17 protein-coding genes are annotated in these 18,967 nt (G+C 65.3%); 11 read left to right on the forward strand and 6 right to left on the reverse strand.

Annotated features, from left to right (window positions below; all coding sequences use genetic code 11):
- The first annotated feature begins 37 nt into the window (after positions 1–37).
- Both AC1DSJ_RS04705 and AC1DSJ_RS04710 read left to right on the forward strand, forming a co-directional pair.
- Complete coding sequence (locus AC1DSJ_RS04705; RefSeq protein ID WP_346550746.1) at positions 38–709, forward strand: hypothetical protein; 672 nt, start codon at positions 38–40, stop codon at positions 707–709.
- A 28-nt stretch (positions 710–737) separates the two neighbouring features.
- The gene (locus AC1DSJ_RS04710) at positions 738–2,060 is read left to right on the forward strand and encodes an MFS transporter (RefSeq protein WP_175171773.1); all 1,323 of its coding nucleotides are present in this window, start codon (positions 738–740) and stop codon (positions 2,058–2,060) included.
- 93 nt (positions 2,061–2,153) lie between these two features.
- Here AC1DSJ_RS04710 and AC1DSJ_RS04715 read toward each other — a convergent pair whose 3' ends face one another.
- The 4 genes from AC1DSJ_RS04715 to AC1DSJ_RS04730 all read right to left on the reverse strand — a co-directional run bounded on the left by AC1DSJ_RS04715 (position 2,154) and on the right by AC1DSJ_RS04730 (position 6,088).
- Positions 2,154–3,143, reverse strand: a complete 990-nt coding sequence (locus AC1DSJ_RS04715) for a D-2-hydroxyacid dehydrogenase (RefSeq protein WP_175171771.1) — start codon at positions 3,141–3,143, stop codon at positions 2,154–2,156.
- 25 nt (positions 3,144–3,168) lie between these two features.
- Positions 3,169–4,128, reverse strand: a complete 960-nt coding sequence (locus AC1DSJ_RS04720; RefSeq protein WP_054426587.1) for a Bug family tripartite tricarboxylate transporter substrate binding protein — start codon at positions 4,126–4,128, stop codon at positions 3,169–3,171.
- Between the two features lie 125 nt (positions 4,129–4,253).
- A complete protein-coding gene (locus tag AC1DSJ_RS04725) occupies positions 4,254–5,054 on the reverse strand; it encodes a class II aldolase/adducin family protein (protein WP_342067920.1) in 801 nt (266 codons plus the stop codon).
- 107 nt (positions 5,055–5,161) lie between these two features.
- On the reverse strand, positions 5,162–6,088 hold the full coding sequence (locus tag AC1DSJ_RS04730; protein WP_054426751.1) for a LysR family transcriptional regulator: 927 nt from the start codon (positions 6,086–6,088) through the stop codon (positions 5,162–5,164).
- A 212-nt stretch (positions 6,089–6,300) separates the two neighbouring features.
- Between AC1DSJ_RS04730 and AC1DSJ_RS04735 the strand changes: the two genes are divergently transcribed.
- From AC1DSJ_RS04735 to AC1DSJ_RS04755, 5 genes are all read left to right on the forward strand, one after another.
- Positions 6,301–7,599 (forward strand): imelysin family protein, encoded by a 1,299-nt coding sequence (locus AC1DSJ_RS04735; protein WP_054426585.1) that lies wholly within the window; start codon positions 6,301–6,303, stop codon positions 7,597–7,599.
- A complete protein-coding gene (locus AC1DSJ_RS04740) occupies positions 7,596–9,113 on the forward strand; it encodes a di-heme oxidoreductase family protein (protein WP_054426584.1) in 1,518 nt (505 codons plus the stop codon). Before AC1DSJ_RS04735 ends, AC1DSJ_RS04740 begins: the two co-directional genes overlap by 4 nt.
- Positions 9,113–10,201, forward strand: a complete 1,089-nt coding sequence (locus AC1DSJ_RS04745) for an imelysin family protein (RefSeq protein ID WP_441371486.1) — start codon at positions 9,113–9,115, stop codon at positions 10,199–10,201. Before AC1DSJ_RS04740 ends, AC1DSJ_RS04745 begins: the two co-directional genes overlap by 1 nt.
- A complete protein-coding gene (locus tag AC1DSJ_RS04750; protein ID WP_441371576.1) occupies positions 10,191–11,303 on the forward strand; it encodes a DUF1513 domain-containing protein in 1,113 nt (370 codons plus the stop codon). The genes AC1DSJ_RS04745 and AC1DSJ_RS04750 overlap by 11 nt, the downstream gene beginning before the upstream one ends.
- A 123-nt stretch (positions 11,304–11,426) precedes the next feature.
- Positions 11,427–12,287, forward strand: a complete 861-nt coding sequence (locus tag AC1DSJ_RS04755) for a mechanosensitive ion channel family protein (RefSeq protein WP_054426581.1) — start codon at positions 11,427–11,429, stop codon at positions 12,285–12,287.
- A 120-nt stretch (positions 12,288–12,407) separates the two neighbouring features.
- Here the strand turns inward: AC1DSJ_RS04755 and AC1DSJ_RS04760 are convergent, their stop codons facing one another.
- Complete coding sequence (locus tag AC1DSJ_RS04760; RefSeq protein WP_054426580.1) at positions 12,408–13,169, reverse strand: IclR family transcriptional regulator; 762 nt, start codon at positions 13,167–13,169, stop codon at positions 12,408–12,410.
- Between the two features lie 160 nt (positions 13,170–13,329).
- On the opposite strand from AC1DSJ_RS04760, the gene AC1DSJ_RS04765 reads away from it, so the two are divergent.
- On the forward strand, positions 13,330–14,319 hold the full coding sequence (locus tag AC1DSJ_RS04765) for a Bug family tripartite tricarboxylate transporter substrate binding protein (protein WP_054426579.1): 990 nt from the start codon (positions 13,330–13,332) through the stop codon (positions 14,317–14,319).
- Positions 14,320–14,518: 199 nt separating this feature from the next.
- Here AC1DSJ_RS04765 and AC1DSJ_RS04770 read toward each other — a convergent pair whose 3' ends face one another.
- Positions 14,519–15,310 carry an RNA methyltransferase gene (locus AC1DSJ_RS04770; RefSeq protein ID WP_175171765.1) on the reverse strand — a complete coding sequence of 264 codons (792 nt, stop codon included), beginning with the start codon at positions 15,308–15,310 and terminating at the stop codon, positions 14,519–14,521.
- A gap of 131 nt (positions 15,311–15,441) precedes the next feature.
- On the opposite strand from AC1DSJ_RS04770, the gene AC1DSJ_RS04775 reads away from it, so the two are divergent.
- The 3 genes from AC1DSJ_RS04775 to AC1DSJ_RS04785 all read left to right on the forward strand — a co-directional run bounded on the left by AC1DSJ_RS04775 (position 15,442) and on the right by AC1DSJ_RS04785 (position 18,908).
- A complete protein-coding gene (locus AC1DSJ_RS04775) occupies positions 15,442–16,227 on the forward strand; it encodes an inositol monophosphatase family protein (RefSeq protein ID WP_054426577.1) in 786 nt (261 codons plus the stop codon).
- Positions 16,228–16,438: 211 nt separating this feature from the next.
- Positions 16,439–18,025, forward strand: a complete 1,587-nt coding sequence (locus tag AC1DSJ_RS04780; protein WP_054426576.1) for a TerC family protein — start codon at positions 16,439–16,441, stop codon at positions 18,023–18,025.
- Positions 18,026–18,044: 19 nt separating this feature from the next.
- Positions 18,045–18,908, forward strand: a complete 864-nt coding sequence (locus AC1DSJ_RS04785) for an undecaprenyl-diphosphate phosphatase (RefSeq protein WP_054426575.1) — start codon at positions 18,045–18,047, stop codon at positions 18,906–18,908.
- The last annotated feature ends 59 nt before the right edge of the window (positions 18,909–18,967 follow it).

Below are 18,967 nucleotides of genomic sequence, written 5' to 3' on the forward strand. Positions count from 1 at the left end.
GGCCTTCCGAAATTGTTGGAACCCTGGTCTTCCGCTTATGAGCTATTCCGCCGCCTCTGCCTCGCTTCCCAATGGCCTGCTGTTCGTCGCTTCTGACGTGGCCGCCGCCGACGAACCCGATTTCAACCGCTGGTACGACCGCGAACACGTGGAAGAACGCGTGCGCATTCCCGGCTTTCTGTCTGGCGCACGCTATGTGTCGCGCCACGGCGGGCGCAAGTACCTGGGCCTGTACCGCACCGAATCGCTGGGCGCCTTCACCACCGCCGACTACCGCGCCGCGTTCGAACGCCAGACGCCGTGGTCGGTGGCCAACCTGGACCGCATGCGCGACCCGATGCGCCGCGTGTGCGCGGTCGAAGCCGTCATCGGCGCGGGCAGCGGCAGCCAACTGGTGGTGCTGCCCTTGCCGATGACGGATACCGCCGAAGCCTTGATCGTGCAGGCGCGCGAGCTGGGCCTGATGTTGTCAGGCGCGGATGGCTTCGTGCAGTCGTACCTGCTGGTGCCTGACCCGGTGCTCAGCACGCCGCTGCCGCGTGAATCCACCGAGCAGCGCCAGCTGGCGCCGATCTTCATCGTGGAAGCCAGCACCGAAGCGGGCGCATTGGCCTTGCGTGACCAGGCCGCCGCCGCCTTCAAGACCGACGCGTCCCAAGCCTGGCTGCTTGAGCTGGGCTGGAAGCTGAACGCGTCCGATCTGCGCTAACACTGAATCACAAAACAAGGGGAACCTCATGGCTGAACACACCTTGCCCGCGGCGTCGGCCGCGGCCGACACCGCCGGTGCGCCCAACAAGATGCGCCGGCTGGCAATGGCCAGCTCGGTCGGCACCACACTGGAGTGGTACGACTTCACCATCTACAACCTGATGGCGGCGCTGGTCTTCAACTCGATCTTCTTCCCGTCGTTCGATCCGCTGACGGGCACCATCCTGGCCTTCTCGACGTACGCGGTGGGCTATGTGTCGCGGCCGCTGGGCGGCTTCGTCTTCGGCCATCTGGGCGACCGCCTGGGCCGCAAGTTCGTGCTGGTTGCCACCCTGGTCATCATGGGCATTTCGACCGGGCTGATGGGGCTGCTGCCCACCTATGCCTCGTGGGGCGTCTGGGCGCCAGTGGCGCTGGTGGCGTTGCGCTTCGTGCAGGGCGTGGCCTTGGGCGGCGAATGGGCGGGCGCGGTGCTGTTGTCGATGGAACATGGCAAGCCGCACCAACGTGGCCGCAACGCCTCGTTCACGCAGGTTGGGCCGTCGTGCGGCACGCTGATCGGCACGGGCTTCATCGCCATCGTCACCGCATTTCTCAGCGCGGAAGATTTTCAGTCGTGGGGCTGGCGCGTGCCGTTCGTCTCCAGCGTGGCGCTGGTGATGTTCGGCTTGTGGCTGCGCCGCGGCGTCGAAGAAACGCCGGTGTTTCGGGAGATGGAAGAAAAGCGGGAAACCGCCAGCACGCCCATCAAGGAAGTGCTGGGCCAGCACTGGCGCCAGTTGCTGATCGCGGGCGGTTCGCGCATTGGCTCCGACGTCTTGTATGCGCTGGTGGTCGTTTTCACGCTGACCTACGTGACGACGGTGCTGCACTTGTCGCGGCCCATGGCGCTGACGGCGACGATGCTGGGCGCGGCGCTCAACGCCATCGCGGTGCCGCTGTGCGGCGCGCTGTCCGACAAGATCGGCCGCCGTCCGGTGTATCTGTTGGGCGCGGTGCTGGGCATGATCTGGGCGTTCGTGTTCTTTGTGCTGATGGACACGGCGCACCCCATCGCCATTTGCGCGGCGGTGGTGGTGGGCCTGTTGATTCACGCTCTGATGTACGGCCCGCAAGCCGCATTCATCACCGAACAGTTCCCGGGCCGGGTGCGCTACGCCGGGTCGTCGTTGGCGTACACGCTGGCGGGCATTGTGGGCGGCGGGTTTGCGCCGCTGATCATCGCCAGCCTGTACAAGTCGTGGAATTCAACGCTGGCTATTTCGCTGTACGTGGCGGCTGCGTTGGCCGTGACGGCGGTGGCGCTGCTGGCGGCGAAGGAAACGGCCAAGGCGCCGTTGCAACGCTGATCGCCGCGACGCAAACAGCAAAAAGCCCGGACGTTGGTCCGGGCTTTTTTGCTTCGAGCGGCGTCAGCTGAAGTTTGCCGATGTCAGCCGATGTCAGCCGATCAGGGGATTGATCAGCGGTTCACCTTGCGCCCAGCGGCGCAGATTATTCAGGAACAATTCGCGCACTCGCGCCGCGTTGCCGTCCGAGAAGCCCGCGCTGTGCGGCGTGACGATGACATTGTCCAGCCCCCATAGCGGGGAGTCCGGTGGCAGCGGTTCCTGCTGGAACACGTCCAGAAACGCGCCGCCCAGACGGCCATGGGCAAGCGCATCGATCAGCGCGGGCTCGTCGATGACATGGCCGCGCGCCACGTTGACCACCATGGCGTGGGCGGGCAGGGCGGCCAGGGCGTCGCGGCTGACCAGTTCGCGCGTGGCCGGTGTCAACGGGCATGCCAGCACCAGCCAGTCGGCATCATGCAGCAGGCCCGGCAGGTCGCCATAGGCCGCCGTGCGGCGCGCTTGTGGCACAGCGGTAGCCGAATGCCGGACGACGGTCAGCGTCAACCCCAGCGCCATCAGCAGCGCGCCGATGCGCTGCCCGATGCCGCCCCAGCCGACCAGCACCGCATGCTGGCCAGACAGGTCGCGCGGCGTGCGGGCGCCCAGCAGCGGACGCCAGGCACGGTCACGCTGGTCAGCCGCCAGCAGCGGAAACCGGCGCGCCAGCGCCAGCACGCCGCCGATGGCGGTTTGCGCCACGACGGCATCCGTGGCGCCTTGGGACGTGGTGATGGTGACGCCGCGCGCATGCAGGCTTTGATAGATCTCGCGGTCGGCGCCCGCCGAATGCACATGCACCCAGCGCAGCGCCGGCGCGTGGCGCATCGCCTCGTAGTAGCGCGCCGTGTCGGGCGTGATGCTGAACTTGGTGGATGCGCCCGTGATGTCGCGCGACACAAAGGCCACTTGCGCATCGCAGGCTTGTCCGGGCTCGGGATGGCGCAGGGTATAGCGCCGGCCATCATGGGGCAGCGCCTGCCGCAGCGTGTCAGCGGCGGCGGGCGAGCAGAGGATGCGGATGTCGTCGTGTTGCGTCATTAGGGTTAACTGCCCGCGGCGGGCTTCAGTTGGGATTGGGTTGGAACTTGCGCACCAGCGCGGCCCATTTGTCGTGTTCGCTGCGAATGAACGTCGAGAACTGCGCGGGCGTGCCGCCAACCGGTTCCGCGCCTTCGTGCAGCATCTGCGATTTCAGCGAGGGCAGGGCGGCATTCACTTCGCGGTTGATCACGTCCACCACGGCGGGCGGCGTGCCTTTGGGGCCGAAGAAGCCAAACCACGAACCCGCATCAAAGCCCGGATAGCCGGACTCGGCGATGGTGGGCAGCTCGGGCAGCGTTGCCGACCGTTGCAGGGTGCTGACGGCCAGCGGGCGCAGCTTGCCCGCGCGAATTTGCCCGATCACGGATGGGATGGTCGCAAACATGAAGTCGATGCGCCCGGCCAGCAGGTCGTTGACCGCGTCGGCGCCTTTGTATGGCACATGCGTGGCTTGCACGCCCAGCTCATCCATCAGCATGTAGCTGGACAGATGCGACGACGTGCCCACGCCGGTCGAGCTGTAGTTCAGGTGCTTCGCCGTTTTCACGTACGCCAGAAAACTCTTGATGTCCTTCGCGGGGGACGACGGCGGCACGACCAGCACGTTTGGCACGGTGGCGATTTGCACCATGGGCACCAGGTCGGTCAGCGGGTCGAACGACAGCTTGGCCAGCGACGCGTTAACCGCAATGGGGCCGACGGAATTCACGATCAAGGTGTGCCCGTCGGGCGCGGCGCGCACCACGTATTCGGTGCCAATGTTGCCGCCCGCGCCGGGCTTGTTTTCCACGACGAAGGGCTGATCGAGCTTCTTCGCCAGCGCATTGGACATGCTGCGCGTCAGCGTGTCGGTGGTGCCGCCGGCGGTGAACGCCACGATCACTTTGACGGGCTTGTCGGGATAGTCCGCCGCCATTGCGGGCGGTACGGTACAGGCGCAGGCCGCCGCTGCGGCGGCGAGCAGGGCTCGGGCAGTGTTCATTGTTGTCTCCGTTCGTGGTTGTCGTTTGGGCTTGCGAGCGCCGTGCCGCCACGTCGGCCGGCGCTTTGGAGTTCAGTCCCCGGGTTTCAGTCCGGGGTTTTAGTCCGACACTTCAGTCCGACACTTCAGTCCCGGAACCCGGGGTCCATGCGGTCCAGTTTGCGCAGCAGGGCCGGCCACTCCATGACGCCGTACGGGCGCCGGGTGCCGGGCTGGTAGTTGTTCCAGGTTTCTTCCAGCACGGCCGGGCTGACCTGCCGCAACGGCGAGCCGGTGGCCATGGCGGCCAGCTGGGCGCGGCAGGCAAGCTCCAGCCGGTGCATCCAGTTGAAGGCCTCGCCCACGGTGCGGCCGACGGTCAGCGCGCCGTGGTTGCGCAGGATCAGCGCTTCGCCCTGGCCAAGATCCTTCAACAGCGACTCCTGCTCTTGCAGGTCCAGCACCACGCCTTGGTAATCGTGATACCCAATCTTCAGAAAGCGCATGGCCGTCTGCGTGAGCGGCAGCAAGCCGCAATCCAGCGACGCCACCGCCATCGACGCCCAGCTGTGCGTGTGGATCACGCAGTCGACCTCATGGCGCGCCGCGTGCACCGCGCTGTGAATCACATAGCCGGCTTTGTTGATGCCGTAGTCCATGTCGCCGAAATCGGGTTTGGCCAGGATGGTGCCGTCCAGGTCCACCTTGATCAGGCTGGACGCCGTGATCTCTTCGTACATCATGCCGTAGGGGTTGATGAGGAAGGCGTTGTCTTCGCCCGGCACGCGGGCCGAGATGTGGTTGGCCATCATGTCGGCCATGCCGTAGAGCTCAACCAGCCGATAACAGGCGGCAAGGTCGACACGGGCCTGCCATTCCTGCTCGGAACAGAGCGGGCGCATGGAGGGGATGGGTAGCGTGCCCGGGCGTCGGGAGTCAGTCGTCATCAGCGTTCGAGTAGGTCCGTCGCCCCGGCACCATTGCCGCAGCGTTCACGAATGCAATGTATCCGTGGGACTTCCTCGGGCCTAGCCATGCGCCCGGCATGGGGGCATCACGAATCGAGAAGGGTGGCGCCCGGCCAGCCGCCGTGGCGCACTTGCGCGCGCATCACGTCCACCAGCACGACGCGCGCCGCCAGCGCCGCGGGCGATAGTTCTTCATCGTTGATGCAATAGACGGCGTTGCGGCGGTACAGAAAGGGGTCGTTGATGGGGTGCATGTTCAGCAGCCCGGCCTCGGCCCGCGCCACGGCGGCGCCCGGCTGGATGGTGGCGATGGCGTTGGCCTGCACCAGGTCCATCAAGGTCGTCAGGCCATCCACTTCGACGGCCACCCAGGGCTCGATGCCGGCGCGTTCGAAGGCGGCTTCCACCCAGGCGCGCAGGCCGTGCGCTTTGCTGGTGACCGCCAGCGGCAGGCTCGCCAGTTCGGCAATGGTGACGGGTTCGCCGTCAGGCAAGGCGAACATGCCGCGCTGCGCCAGCAGGAATAGTTTTTCGTCCAGCACGGGAATGGCGCTGCGCCCCTGGCTGCTGTCATTCTGGAACAGCACCGCCAGATCCAGCCGCCGGTTGCTGAGCTGTTCGCCCAGATTGCCCGACAGCCCTTCGACCAGATGCAGCCGCACGTTGGGATAGCGTTCAGCCATGGCCGCATAGAACGGCTTGGCCAGCACCGATGCCGTGGTGGGGGCGAAACCCACGCTGACCATGCCGGACAAACGCGCCTCGCGCGCCGCCGCCACGGCGTTTTCCGCGTGCCGCAACGTCAAGCGGGCTTGCCGCAAAAAGGCGGTGCCGGCGGCCGTGGGCACCACCCCCGTGTGCGTGCGCATCAGCAACCGCGTCGCCAGCTCGCTTTCCAGGCGGCTGATCTGCTGGCTGAGCGCAGACGCCACCACGCCCAGATCGCGCGCGGCGCGGCCGATGCTGCCAAGTTCAGCGACACGCACGAAGTAGCGGAGTTGACGGAGTTCCATGGGCTTCAAAACGGGGACGGCAATAGCGGGATAGTAGCGGGCCAGCCACGGGAGTTGCGCGGAATTGCTCAAGTTTTACGTTCAAAAAAGCGTCAGGTAGCTGACTTATCGCTGAACATCAAACGAAAATTGTTTACACTCTCATCCGCAAATTAAAGTCGTAACGGCCCGCCGCGGGGGTGGTCGCCGTTCGAAGTTACGGGAGAACGTTGATGCGCAAGTTGCTTTTGGGAGCGGTGCTGGCAGCCGCGGTATTCGGGGGAACGGCACACGCCGCAGTGGAACCCAAGGCCGTCGTCGCCACCTATTCGGATCTGGCGCTGGCGGGCTATGAAGACTCGCTGACCGCCGCCAAGACGCTGCGCACCGCCATCAACGCACTGATCGCCAAGCCCAGCCCCGACACACTGAAAGCCGCCCGCGAAGCCTGGCTGGCCGCTCGCGTGCCGTACCAGCAGACGGAAGCCTACCGCTTTGGCAACCCCATCGTTGACGACTGGGAAGGCCGCGTTAACGCCTGGCCGCTGGACGAAGGCCTGATTGATTATGTAGACGCCTCGTACGGCACCGACAACGACGAGAACGCGTACTACGCCGTCAACGTCATCGCCAATTCCAAGATTTCGGTGGGCGGCAAGACGGTGGATGTCAGCAAGATCACGCCGCAGCTGCTGTCTGAAGTGCTGCACGAAGCCGACGGCAACGAAGCCAACGTGGCCACGGGCTACCACGCCATCGAATTCCTGCTCTGGGGCCAGGACCTGAACGGCACCGGCCCGGCGCCGGCTGACCGCAAGGGCACGCCGCAAGAGCGCCACTCGGGCAACCGCCCGCACACGGATTTCGACACCAAGCAATGCACGGGCGGTCACTGCGAACGCCGCGTTGAATTCCTGAAGGCCGTGACGGATTTGCTGGTCACGGATCTGGAAGAAATGGTGGGCAACTGGAAGAAGGAAGGCGCGGCGCGCAAGGCCGTCGAAGAAGATCCCAAGGCGGGCTTGATCGCCATGCTGACCGGTCTGGGCAGCCTGTCGTACGGCGAGCTGGCCGGTGAGCGCATGAAGCTCGGCCTGATGCTGCACGATCCCGAAGAAGAGCACGACTGCTTCTCGGACAACACGCACAACTCGCACTACTACGACCAGATCGGCATCCGCAACGTGTACGTGGGCGCCTACACGCGCATCGACGGCAAGGAAGTCAAGGGCGCCAGCCTGTCGGAATTGGTCAAGGCCAAGGACCCGAAGCTGGACGCTGAAGTGCGCGCCAAGCTGGACGCCACCGTGGCGGCCATGCAAGCCATGAAGACGCGCGCCGAAACGGTCGAAACCTATGACCAGATGATTGCCGACGGCAACAAGGAAGGCAACGCGGTGGTGCAGGCCGCCATCGACCGCCTGGTGGATCAGACCCGCAGCCTGGAGCGCGTGATCACGCTGCTGGACCTGGGCAAGGTCGCCATCGAAGGTTCCGACAGCCTGGATAAACCCGACGCCGTATTCAAGTGAAACTCGTATTAGCCGCCGTACTGGCGGCGTCGGCTCACGCCGGCGCCGCCGCCGCACCTGAAGTGCCAGCCGGGCGTGATGACCTTACGCCCGAAGATCAAAAACGCGTCACCGCCATCACCGCGCCCACGCGCGATTTCTCGAAGGTCGAAACCTTTGAGTCCATGCAGGCGGGCGCGGCGACCACCAACAAGCTCATCAACGCCGATATCTTTTCGCAGCCGTCGGCGAACATGAGCTTCGAGGGGCGCCAGGAATTCCAGGTCGGCAACGGCCTGTTCCGCAAGGACTGGGTGTCGGCGCCTGCCTCCACGCAAGCGTCCGACGGCCTGGGGCCGCTATTTAACGCCCGGTCGTGCCAGGCCTGTCATACCAAGGACGGACGCGGCACGGTGCCGGGTTTCGATCCTTTGGAACGCACGGATGCCGTGGCGCTGCTGCTGCGTCTGGCCGTGCCGCATGGCCCTGACCGTGGGCATCCCAAGCTTGCCGCAGGTGAAATCGCCGAGCTGCCCGAACCCATTTACGGCGTGCAGTTGCAGAACTTTGCGGTGGCGGGCCTGCCGGCCGAAGGCCGCATGGAGATCGAGTACGAACCGATACCCGTGGCGCTAAACGGTGGCGAGACCGCCACGCTGATGAAGCCCACGTACCGCATCGAGAACCTGGGCTATGGCCCGATGCGCGCCGACACGCAGATTTCGCCGCGTCTGGCGCCGCCAATGATCGGCCTGGGCCTGCTGGAATCCATTCACGAAGCCGACATCCTGGCCAACGTGGGCGCCGACACCCGCGATGGCATCAAAGGCAAACCCAACTGGGTGACCGATGCGCGCACCGGCGCGCGCGCGCTGGGCCGCTTCAACCTGAAGGCCGGTCAGCCCACGGTTGAGCAGCAAAGCGCCGCCGCGTTCTCGAACGACATGGGTCTGTCGACGCCGATGTTCCCGAAGCATTCGGGCGACTGCACGCCCGCGCAAAAGCAATGCCTGGACATGCCGCACGGCGCACAGCCGCGCTTCGGCCCGGAAGAAGTCCCGGCGAAGTTGATGGACTTCGTCACCATCTATTCCACCAATCTGGCGGTACCGGCACGGCGCGATGCTGACGACGCGCGCGTGCTGGCGGGCAAGAAGCTGTTCTACGAAGCCAATTGCGTGGCCTGCCATGTGCCCAAGTACGTGACGAGCCGCAACGCCAAGCAGCCCGAGCACCGCTTCCAGTTGATCTGGCCCTACACCGACATGCTGGTGCATGACATGGGCGACGACCTGGCCGATGGCGTGTCCGACGGCCAGGCCAACGGCCGCGAATGGCGCACGCCGCCGCTGTGGGGCATCGGCCTGACCAAGACCGTGAATCCCAACGCCACCTGGCTGCACGACGGGCGCGCCCGCACCTTGCTGGAAGCCGTGCTGTGGCACGGCGGCGCGGGCAAGCCTGCGCGTGACCGCGTGGTGGCGATGACGCCTGACGAACGCGCAGACCTCATTCGTTTCCTGGAGTCGCTGTGATGGCCCGATCCTTCCCGCCTGTGTTCAAACCCGCGTTGGCGGCCGTGCTGCTGGCCGCAGCCCCGCTGGCGGCGCAGGCCCAATTGCCCGCCGACCTGGGCGAACGCCTGGCGCGAGATTATGCGCGGCCCGCCGTCAGCAAGATGGTGGATGCCGCGGCGGCGTTGGATGGCGCGTTGGGCAGCTGGTGCGCCAAGCCGGATGCCGCGGGCGCTACGCGTGTTGGTGACGCGTTCACGAATCTGGCGTTGGCTTGGTCCGGCGTCGAGATTCTGCGCTTCGGCCCGCTGGTGCAAGCCAACCGTTTTGAGCGGCTGGCGTTCTGGCCCGACACCCGCGGCGTGATGCCCCGGCAGGTGCAGCAGCTGATCGCCGCAAAGGACGACGCGCTGCTCGCGCCGGGGGCGCTTGCCGGCCGCAGCGTGGCGGTGCAGGGCCTGCCCGCGCTGGAATACGTGCTTTACGGCGAACCGGCGCTGCTGAAGAACACGGGCGAACCCACGTTTGCCTACGCTTGCGGCTATGCCCGCGCGGTGACGGCGAACGTCACGGGAATCTCGCGCGATGTGGCGCAGGCCTGGAGCGCCCAAGGCGAATTCGGCCGGCAGTTCGCCAAGCCGCAAGCCGCCAACGACCTGTACCGCGATCCGCAGGAAGTGGCGGCGGAAGCGATGAAGGCGTTGTCCACCGGCCTGCAATTCGCGCGCGATGTGAAGATTCTGCCCGTGCTGGGCGCAACGCCGGATGCGGCGCGCCCCAAGCGCGCGGCGTTCTGGCGCAGTGATTTGTCTACGCGTTTGCTGGCGGCGAACCTGAGCAGCCTGAAGGCGTTCTACCAAGCCGGCGCGTATCCGCTGCCGGCAGGCGGCGACTGGATGGACGTGTCGGTGCAAGGCGAGCTGCAAAGCGCCGCGCAGACCTTGCTGGATGTGCCGGCACCGCTTGAGGCCGCGCTGAAAGAGGAAGACGGCCGCCGCCAGTTGGAGCTGGCGTCCTTGACTATCAAGAATGCCAAGGCGATCGTCGACCAGGACCTGGCCCCGGCACTGGGCGTCACCATCGGATTCAATGCGCTCGATGGTGATTGACCGCCGCCGCTTTCTGACCTTGGCCGCGGCGCTGGGCTTGTCGCCCGGGGCGGCGCTTGCCGTGTTGCCCGCGGATGGCGGCCCGCTGTACCTGAGCGCGCGCAAGCGCGGCGGGCGCGATGAAGCGGTGTTGCTGGACGACGCGGGCCACGACAAGTTGGTGGTGCCCATGCCCGCGCGCGGGCACAGTTTTGCGATCGACGCATCGAGCCAGCGCGCCGTGGTGTTCGGCCGTCAGCCCGGCTTTTTTGCCGTAGCTTTTTCCTTGCGCGATGGGGGCGAGCCGCAGGCATTGCCCATGCCGGACGAGCGTCATTTCTTCGGCCACGGTGCGTTCATGGAACAGGGGCGGCTGCTGGCCGCCACCGAAAACGATTTTGAAGCGGGGCGCGGCGTGCTGGGCATTTACGATGCCTCGCCGGGCGGTGCGTGGCGGCGGGTGGGCGAGTTCGACACGCGCGGCATCGGCCCGCACGAAGTGGTGCTGATGCCCGACGGCAAGACGCTCTGCGTGGCCAACGGCGGCATCCTGACGCATCCCGATTACGGCAAGCTGGAGCTGAACCTGGACACGATGCGGCCGTCACTGGCCTACATCGATGCGGCCAGCGGGCAGTTGCTGGAAAAGGTGGAGCTTGCCCCTGATCTGCATCGCCTGTCGATCCGGCATCTGGCGCTGGCGGGCGATGGCAGCGTGTGGTTCGGCTGCCAGTACATGGGGCCGGTGGCCGACCGCCCCGCGCTGGTCGGGCGGCATCGGCGCGGCGCGCAACTGGAATTGTTTGAAGGGCCTGCCGAGACGCTGCGCAACATGCGCAACTACGTGGGCTCGGTCACGGTGGATGCCTCGGGCGGCATCGTCGCGACGTCCAGCCCCGTGGGTGGGCAGGTGATCTATTGGGACACCGCCAGCGGCCGGTGCCTGGGCACGACGGCGCTTGCCGACGGCTGCGGCGTGGCGCCTGCGCCCGAGGCGGGCTTTCTGGTCAGCAGCGGTTTGGGCGCGATGCTGCGCACCGATGCCGCCGGCCACGAAACGCCGGTGCTGCCGCCGTCGCGCGAGGTGTCCTGGGACAATCACTTCCGCATCGTTCCCGCCTGATCCCCGCAGGCCCGTGCATCGGGCGTATTCTTACAAAGCTTGACATACCAGGGCCGCATTGCGGCCCTTTGCGACTTCTTCATCTGATAGAGTTTTCGGTTGTCATTTTTCGCAGGAGATTCCATGGAAGACGCCTTGAGGGAATTTAACGCCTGGGCTCCCAGGTTCGTGGATATGGGCATCAATTTGTTGGTTGCCCTGCTTATCCTGATCGCGGGTTGGTGGATATCGTCACTGCTGGGCAGTTGGGTTCGACGGGCGTCTACGCGCTCCAGCAAGATCGATCCGACCATCGTGCCGATGTTCTACACCACGGTCGTCTGGGCAGTGCGCATCTTTACGATCATTGCCGTGCTGGCGCGCTTTGGCGTGCAAACGGCCAGCCTGATTGCCGTGCTGGGCGCCGCCGGTCTGGCCGTGGGCCTGGCCTTGCAAGGCACGCTGCAAAACATTGCGGCGGGCATCATGCTGCTGATGCTGCGCCCCATTCGCGCGGGCGAGTACATCGCGCTGAGCTCGGGCGCGGACGGCACGGTGGCCGAAGTGGGCTTGTTCCTGACGCGATTGGTGCAGGGCGATGGCATCCATCTGACGCTGCCCAACAGCACCGTGTGGAACGCCACCATCACCAACTACAGCCGCAACCCGACGCGTCGTCTGGATATCCCGGTACCGGTGCGCTATGGCGATGACCTGGAACTGGTGTTGACCAAGCTGAAGGAAATCGTGGCGTCGCGTCCCGATGCGCTGAAGGACCCCGAGCCGCAGGTGAAGGTGTTTGAGTACAAGGAAAACGGCGTCATCGTGAACGTGCGCGTGTGGGCCGAAGCGGGCAAGTACTGGGACCTGCGTTGGGGCCTGTACCAGCAGATTCGCACGTCGCTGGAAGCGGCCGGCTTCCAGCCGCCGATCCCGGTGCGCGAAATTCAAAACCCCAAGGTGGCAGGCAAGGCCGATGCGGCCTCGGGTGGGGCGGCAACCTGATCCTTGCAGGTATCGCCTATCGCCAACAAGACAACGGGCGCCCTTATTCGGGCGCCCGTTGTCTTATGTTCGCTGTCTTATGCCCGTCGCCTCACAGGCCAGGCAGCGCAGCCATTTCGATCAGGCCTGCACAGCCAGCCGCGCCAGTTCCGACTTGATCCAGCCCGCGATCTCGCGTTGGCGCTGGGCCGGCATGCGGTCGATGATGGCGGTGACGCTGACTGCCAGCAGCGGCTGGCCCTGCGTATCCAGCAGCGCGCAACCCACGCCCAGCGCGCCGCGCACGGCGTGGTTGCCCACCACCGAATAGCCACGCGCACGGGTGTTTTCAATCAGCCGGTACATTTCCTGCGGCGTCATGCCGCCGTATTCGTCCAGCCGTCCGGAGTTGCGTTCGACGATGCTGCGCGCGATGTCATCCGGCAGCGCCGCCAGCAGCGCCATGCCGCCGGAACCCACGCCCAGCGGCTGACGCTTGCCGGCGTAAGTGGCCAAAATCTGCACGGGGTAGCTGCCGATTTCGCGATGCAGGCTGATCGAGTCGTCCTCGTCGCGCACCACCAGGAAGACGGCGTCACCGGTGCGGTCGGCCAGGCGGCGCAGCACGGGCAGCAGTTGGCGCACACGCGGATCGCGCGAACGCGTGTCCGGGTCCACCGCCAGTTGCGCGCGGTATTTCTTGGTGCCCGTCACCGGCAACACCAGACCGGCGTCGAGCAGGGCGGCCAGCAATCGGTAGATGGTGGGGCGCTGTATGCCCGTCAGGCGGGCAATATCCGTCACGCTGAGGCCATCGGGCCCTTGATCGCGCAGGGCGGCCAGAACGGCCAGGCCCCGCCGCAACGTGCGTGGGCCTGCGGCCGCGGCATCACTGTCTTGCATGCAAATCTCTGAAAACTTTGGGTTATTCCGGAACGGTCAAGGGAAAACCATTGTCCGTAGCGTGGACTCTACCTTGATGCCCCCGCCGTGTATAGCTCAAAATGCGTCATCCAATAATTCAAATCGTCCACTCAATGGACAGTACCTGCACGGAGACACTATGACTACAGGTCACAAGCCTGGACTGCGGCGTTTTGCCGCCACCCTTCTGGCCACCGCCGCAAGCGCATTCGCCATGGGTTCCGCCCATGCCGCCTACCCTGACAAACCTGTCCGCATCGTGGTCGGTTTTTCCGCCGGTGGCACCACCGACGTAATCGCCCGCATCATGGCCAAGGAACTCACCGAGAGCCTGGGCCAATCGTTCGTGGTTGAAAACAAGCCGGGCGCCGGCAGCAACATCGCCACCGACCAGGTGCAACGCGCCGCGCCCGATGGCTACACGCTGCTGTTCGTGGCGGTCACCAGCGCCATCAACCAATCGCTGTACAAGAACGTCACATTCGATCTGACCAAAGACTTTGCTCCGGTGGCGCTGGGCGCCAAGGTGCCGAACATCCTGGTCGTGAACCCGCAAGTGCCGGTGAAGTCGGTCCAGGAACTGGTCGACTACGCCAAGAAGAACCCGGGCAAGCTGGCGTTCGCATCGTCGGGCAGCGGCACCTCCATTCACATGGCGGGCGAGCTGTTCAAGATGAAGGCGGGCATTGACGTCCTGCACGTGCCGTACAAGGGCAGCGCGCCGGCCATGACTGACCTGATCGGCGGCCAGGTGCAATTCATGTTCGACAACATGCCTTCGGCATGGCCGCACGCCCAATCGGGCAAGCTGCGCGCCTTGGCCGTTACCACCAGCGAACGCTCCAAGAGCGCGCCGGACCTGCCCACGATGAAGGAATCGGGCTTTACCGACTTCGACGTGTCGTCGTGGTTTGGCCTGTTGGCCCCGGCCGGCACGCCGCCGGAAGTGATCAACAAGCTGAACGCCGCCATGCAGAAAGCGCTGGACAAGGCCTCGGTTCAGACCAGCTATGAAAAGCTGGGCGCAGTCGGCGTGAAGACCACGCCGGCCGAATTCGGCGCGTTCATCAAGTCGGAAGTGGACGGCTGGGCCCCGGTGGTGAAGGCCTCGGGCGCCAAGGTGGACTGATCGTCGCAGAAGACGGGCACGCCCTCCGGGCCGGCTTGCCGCCGGGGGCGAGTTCAAAAAAAGGACAGGCTGAGGCCTGTCCTTTTTTTATCGCCAGGACGGGTGCTGAGGCCGGTCCTGACGTCTCGGGCGGTGAGGGCTGTCCTGAAGTCTCAGGCAGTGAGGACTGTCCTGACTTTTCGGGCGATGAGGCCTGTCCTTATTTTTTTGCGCCGCCGTTGCGCCGCGCGGTGGCCAGCATGGCGGTGCACACGCCGCGCATCATGTCGACTTCGTCGCGCGTCAGGGCCGGGCGGGAAAACAGGTGGCGCATGCGCGGCATCAGCTTCTTGGGRTGGGCGGGGTCCAGGAACTGCACGCCAACCAGCGCCTCTTCCCAGTGCGCCAGAAACGCCTGCACCGCTTCGCTGGACGCCGGTTCGGCGCCGCGCGAGGGTTCCTGCGCGGTGGATGCCGGCAGCAGCGCCGCACCCTCATCGACCAGCAACGCGTAACGCAGCTCCCAGGCCGCCAATTGCAGGGCCTGGGCGACGTTCAACGAGCTGTACTCGGGGTTGGCCGGGATATGGCAGATGCGATGGCACAGGGCGATCTGGGCGTTCGTCAGCCCGGCGCGTTCGGTGCCCAGCACCACGGCTGCCACGCCCTCGGACGTTTCAGCCAAGTGGGCGCAGGCCAGATCGGCCGCCTGGCGGATGTCGCAGGGCGGGGGGCCCAGGTCGCGCACGCGGGCGGTCAGGGCGAAGGCCATGGTGACGGGCGCCAGCGCGTCTTCCAGCGACGGGTAGATGCGGGCATTTTCCAGCACATCCAGCGCGCCGCTGGCCAGAGCGACGGCCTCCGGCTGGCTGGTTACATCTGGAAACTTTGGCTCCACCAGAACCAGTTCCGAGAAGCCCATCGTCTTGATGGCGCGGGCCGCCGAACCGACGTTTCCGGGGTGGCTGGGGTTCACCATAACGAAGCGAACACGTGAAAATGCTTGAGTCATTTAAAATGGCACGTTTGGCTAAGTGCCTTCCTGGTTTTTTGGGTCGATTTCCCCGGTTGGGGCAACGACGGACCCGGGGGGCGGCAAGTGGCCAACCATCACGCGAACCCACCGCATACGTACGGAATTTTATGCACCCGATGCTCAACATCGCCATCAAGGCGGCCCGGCGTGCCGGCACCATTATCAACCGTGCCAGCATGGATTTGGAACGACTCAGCGTGGCTCGCAAGGGGCCGCGCGATTATGTCACGGAAGTCGATCGCGCCGCCGAGGAGTCCATCGTCGAAACACTGCATGCCGCTTACCCGGACCATGCCGTGCTGGGCGAGGAATTCGGGCTGCAAGGTCCCGACCAGGCTGAATTCCAGTGGATCATTGATCCCCTGGACGGCACCACGAACTTCATCCACGGCCTGCCCAACTACGCCGTGTCCATCGCGCTGACGCAGCGCGGCCAGGTCACGCAAGCGGTCATCTATGACCCCTCGCGCAACGAACTGTTCACGGCCAGCCGTGGCAGCGGCACGTTCCTGAACGACCGCCGCGTGCGCGTCTCGGGCCGCACCCGCTATCACGAAGCACTGCTGGGCGCGCACTGGCCCAACGCTGGTGACCTTGAACAGGGTTCGCAGCGTTTCCGCCATATGGCTGAAAGCGTCACCGGTGTGCGCCGCATGGGCTCCACCGTGCTGGACCTGGCCTACGTGGCCAGCGGCCGTCTGGATGGCTTCTGCGGCGTGGGCTTGAAGCCCTGGGACCTGGCGGCTGGCAGCCTGATGGTTCTGGAAGCCGGCGGCCTGATCGCCGACTTCGACGGCGAACAAGGCTGGATGGACAGCGGCAACGTGCTGGCCGCCAGCCCGAAGATCTTCACGCAGATGCTGACGTCGCTGAACCCGCCGTCGGCTGCCTGATTCCCAGCGCCGATCCGGCGTTGTGCGAGACCGGCCTTCGGGCCGGTTTTTCTTTGCGCGCACGGTTGCGAGGAGCGCAATGCAACCTTGATGCAACCCCTGCACATGGCGCAAAACCAATGGCCATCAGGCATACGGACGGGGGCGTGTCACCGGCATGTCACGAATTTTCCATGTACGATTACCGGTCGTGTAACTTCTGGAGCTCCTGATGGAGTGGCTGCTAGACCCCGCAGCGTGGGTCGGCTTGCTTACCCTGGTCGTCCTTGAGATCGTCCTGGGCATTGATAACCTGATTTTCATCGCCATCCTGGCGGACAAACTTCCCCCTGCGCAACGCGACCGCGCGCGCATCATGGGGCTGAGCCTCGCGCTGATCATGCGCCTGGGCCTGTTGTCCGTCATGTCGTGGCTCGTCACCTTGACCACCCCCTTGTTTACCGTCGGACCCGTGTCGCCTTCCGGGCGTGACCTGATCCTGATGGTGGGCGGTCTATTCCTGCTGTTCAAGGGCACCATGGAGCTGCACGAGCGCCTGGAGGGCGGGCAGCATGCCGGCTCGTCAGGCCCGCGCGTGTACGCCAGCTTCTGGGTCATCGTGACGCAGATCGTGGTGCTGGACGCGGTGTTCTCGCTGGACTCCGTCATCACCGCAGTGGGCATGGTCGACCACCTGGCCATCATGATGATTGCCGTCGTCATCGCCATCGGCATCATGCTGCTGGCGTCCAAGCCCCTGACGCGCTTCGTCAACGCGCACCCCACCGTTGTGGTGCTGTGCCTGGGCTTCCTGCTGATGATCGGCTTCTCGCTGTTGGCGGAAGCGTTCGGCTTCAAGGTGCCCAAGGGCTACCTGTATGCCGCCATCGGTTTCTCGGTGGCTATCGAAGCGTTGAACCAGGTTGCGCGCCGCAACCTGCTCAAGCTGGACGGTGGCCGTCCCATGCGCGAACGCACCGCCTCGGCGGTGCTGCGCATGCTGGGCAAGCGTCCGCCGGCCAGCGATGAACCCGATCTGCCCAACGCGGATGGCCCGTCCATGCCGGCCTTCGGCGTCGAAGAACGCAACATGGTCAGCGGCGTGCTGACGCTGGCCGAACGGTCCATCCGGTCGATCATGACGCCGCGCACGGATGTGTCGTGGATCAACATCGACGACGATCCCGAACTCATCCGCCGCCAGCTGACCGAAGCCCCGCACAGCTTTTTCCCGGTCTGCCGCGGGTCGTTGGATGAAGTGCTGGGCATTGCCCGCGCCAAGGACCTGGTGGCCGACCTGATCACCGAAGGCCGCGTGCGCCGCAACCGCCTGCGCGACCCGATCATCGTGCACGAGTCCATCGGCATCCTGCGCCTGATGGACACGCTCAAGCGTTCGCGCGGCCAGCTCGTGCTGGTGGCTGACGAGTTCGGCGCCATCGAAGGCCTGGTCACGCCCATCGACGTGTTCGAAGCCATTGCCGGCGAATTCCCCGACGAAGACGAACTGCCCGACATCGTGGCCGACGGCGACAACACCTGGAAGATCGACGGCGCAGCGGACTTGCACCACGTTGAACAGGTGCTGGAAACCGAAGGGCTGGTCGACGAAGCGCAAGACTTCTCGACGCTGGCCGGCTACCTGCTGTCGCGCTTTGGCCACCTGCCCAAGCCCGGCGACGTCTGCGAATACGAAATCCATCATCAGCATTTCCGCTTCGAAGTCCTGGAAATGGATGGCCGCCGAATCGCGCTGGTGCGCGTGGAAAAACGGCCCCAGGAAATGTTGTCCGACGAAGCCTCTTTAGCCAACGACTAACCAGGACCGCCCACGCATCGTGACTGAAAACGCGCTCTACCTGATCAAGGCTTTCATTCTTGGCATTCTTGAAGGCCTGACGGAATTCATCCCCGTCTCCAGCACCGGCCACCTGATCCTGGTGGGCGACTGGATCAACTTCCAGTCCGGCGACGGCAAGGTGTTCGAAGTCGTCATCCAGCTGGGTTCCATCCTGGCCGTCATGTGGGTGTTCCGCGCGCGGCTGATGCAGCTGATTCGCGGCGCGCTGACCGGCGTGCCCAGCGAAGTGGCCTTCGCCCGCAACCTGATCATCGCCTTCCTGCCGGCGGCCGTCATCGGCGCCATCTTCATCAAGACCATCAAATCGGTGTTCTATCACCCCGGCGTGGTGGTGGTGACGCTGGTGCTGGGCGGCCTGATCATGTTGTACGTTGAACGCAAGACGCACCACACGCCGGGCGACCAGCCGGGCGCGGCGGATGACACGGCATCGGACGAACGGGCGTCCGCTTACACGCTTGAGCAGATCACCTGGAAGCAGGCGCTGGGCGTAGGCGTGGCGCAGTGCTTCGCGATGATTCCGGGCACGTCGCGTTCGGGCGCCACCATCATCGGCGGCATGATCGCCGGCATCCAGCGCAAGACCGCCACCGAGTTCTCGTTCTTCCTGGCCATGCCCACGATGCTGGGCGCGGCCGTGTTCGACATGTACAAGAACTTCGGCGCACTGACCCAGCACGACCTGTCCGGCATTGCCGTGGGCTTCATCGCGGCCTTCCTGAGCGCGATGGTCGTGGTGCGCGCGGTGCTGCGCTTCGTGGCCAACCACACGTACCGCGTGTTCGCCTGGTATCGCATCGTGTTCGGCGCGGTGGTCGCGGCCTGGATCTTCACGCGCTAAGTCCTTTACGCCAAACGAAAAAAGAGCCTCGCAGTGCGAGGCTCTTTTGCTTCGGCGTG

The sequence above is a fragment of the Achromobacter sp. 01N37 genome (assembly GCF_056399725.1).

Bases quoted from the DNA above. Each gene is read 5' to 3' on its own strand.
- AC1DSJ_RS04750 (WP_441371576.1), top strand. From the start codon at position 10,191: ATGGTGATTGACCGCCGCCGCTTTCTGACCTTGGCCGCGGCGCTGGGC.
- AC1DSJ_RS04755 (WP_054426581.1), top strand. From the start codon at position 11,427: ATGGAAGACGCCTTGAGGGAATTTAACGCCTGGGCTCCCAGGTTCGTG.
- AC1DSJ_RS04775 (WP_054426577.1), top strand. From the start codon at position 15,442: ATGCACCCGATGCTCAACATCGCCATCAAGGCGGCCCGGCGTGCCGGC.
- AC1DSJ_RS04725 (WP_342067920.1), bottom strand. From the start codon at position 5,054: ATGACGACTGACTCCCGACGCCCGGGCACGCTACCCATCCCCTCCATG.
- AC1DSJ_RS04780 (WP_054426576.1), top strand. From the start codon at position 16,439: ATGGAGTGGCTGCTAGACCCCGCAGCGTGGGTCGGCTTGCTTACCCTG.
- AC1DSJ_RS04710 (WP_175171773.1), top strand. From the start codon at position 738: ATGGCTGAACACACCTTGCCCGCGGCGTCGGCCGCGGCCGACACCGCC.
- AC1DSJ_RS04705 (WP_346550746.1), top strand. From the start codon at position 38: ATGAGCTATTCCGCCGCCTCTGCCTCGCTTCCCAATGGCCTGCTGTTC.
- AC1DSJ_RS04745 (WP_441371486.1), top strand. From the start codon at position 9,113: ATGGCCCGATCCTTCCCGCCTGTGTTCAAACCCGCGTTGGCGGCCGTG.
- AC1DSJ_RS04715 (WP_175171771.1), bottom strand. From the start codon at position 3,143: ATGACGCAACACGACGACATCCGCATCCTCTGCTCGCCCGCCGCCGCT.
- AC1DSJ_RS04760 (WP_054426580.1), bottom strand. From the start codon at position 13,169: ATGCAAGACAGTGATGCCGCGGCCGCAGGCCCACGCACGTTGCGGCGG.
- AC1DSJ_RS04765 (WP_054426579.1), top strand. From the start codon at position 13,330: ATGACTACAGGTCACAAGCCTGGACTGCGGCGTTTTGCCGCCACCCTT.
- AC1DSJ_RS04720 (WP_054426587.1), bottom strand. From the start codon at position 4,128: ATGAACACTGCCCGAGCCCTGCTCGCCGCCGCAGCGGCGGCCTGCGCC.
- AC1DSJ_RS04735 (WP_054426585.1), top strand. From the start codon at position 6,301: ATGCGCAAGTTGCTTTTGGGAGCGGTGCTGGCAGCCGCGGTATTCGGG.
- AC1DSJ_RS04730 (WP_054426751.1), bottom strand. From the start codon at position 6,088: ATGGAACTCCGTCAACTCCGCTACTTCGTGCGTGTCGCTGAACTTGGC.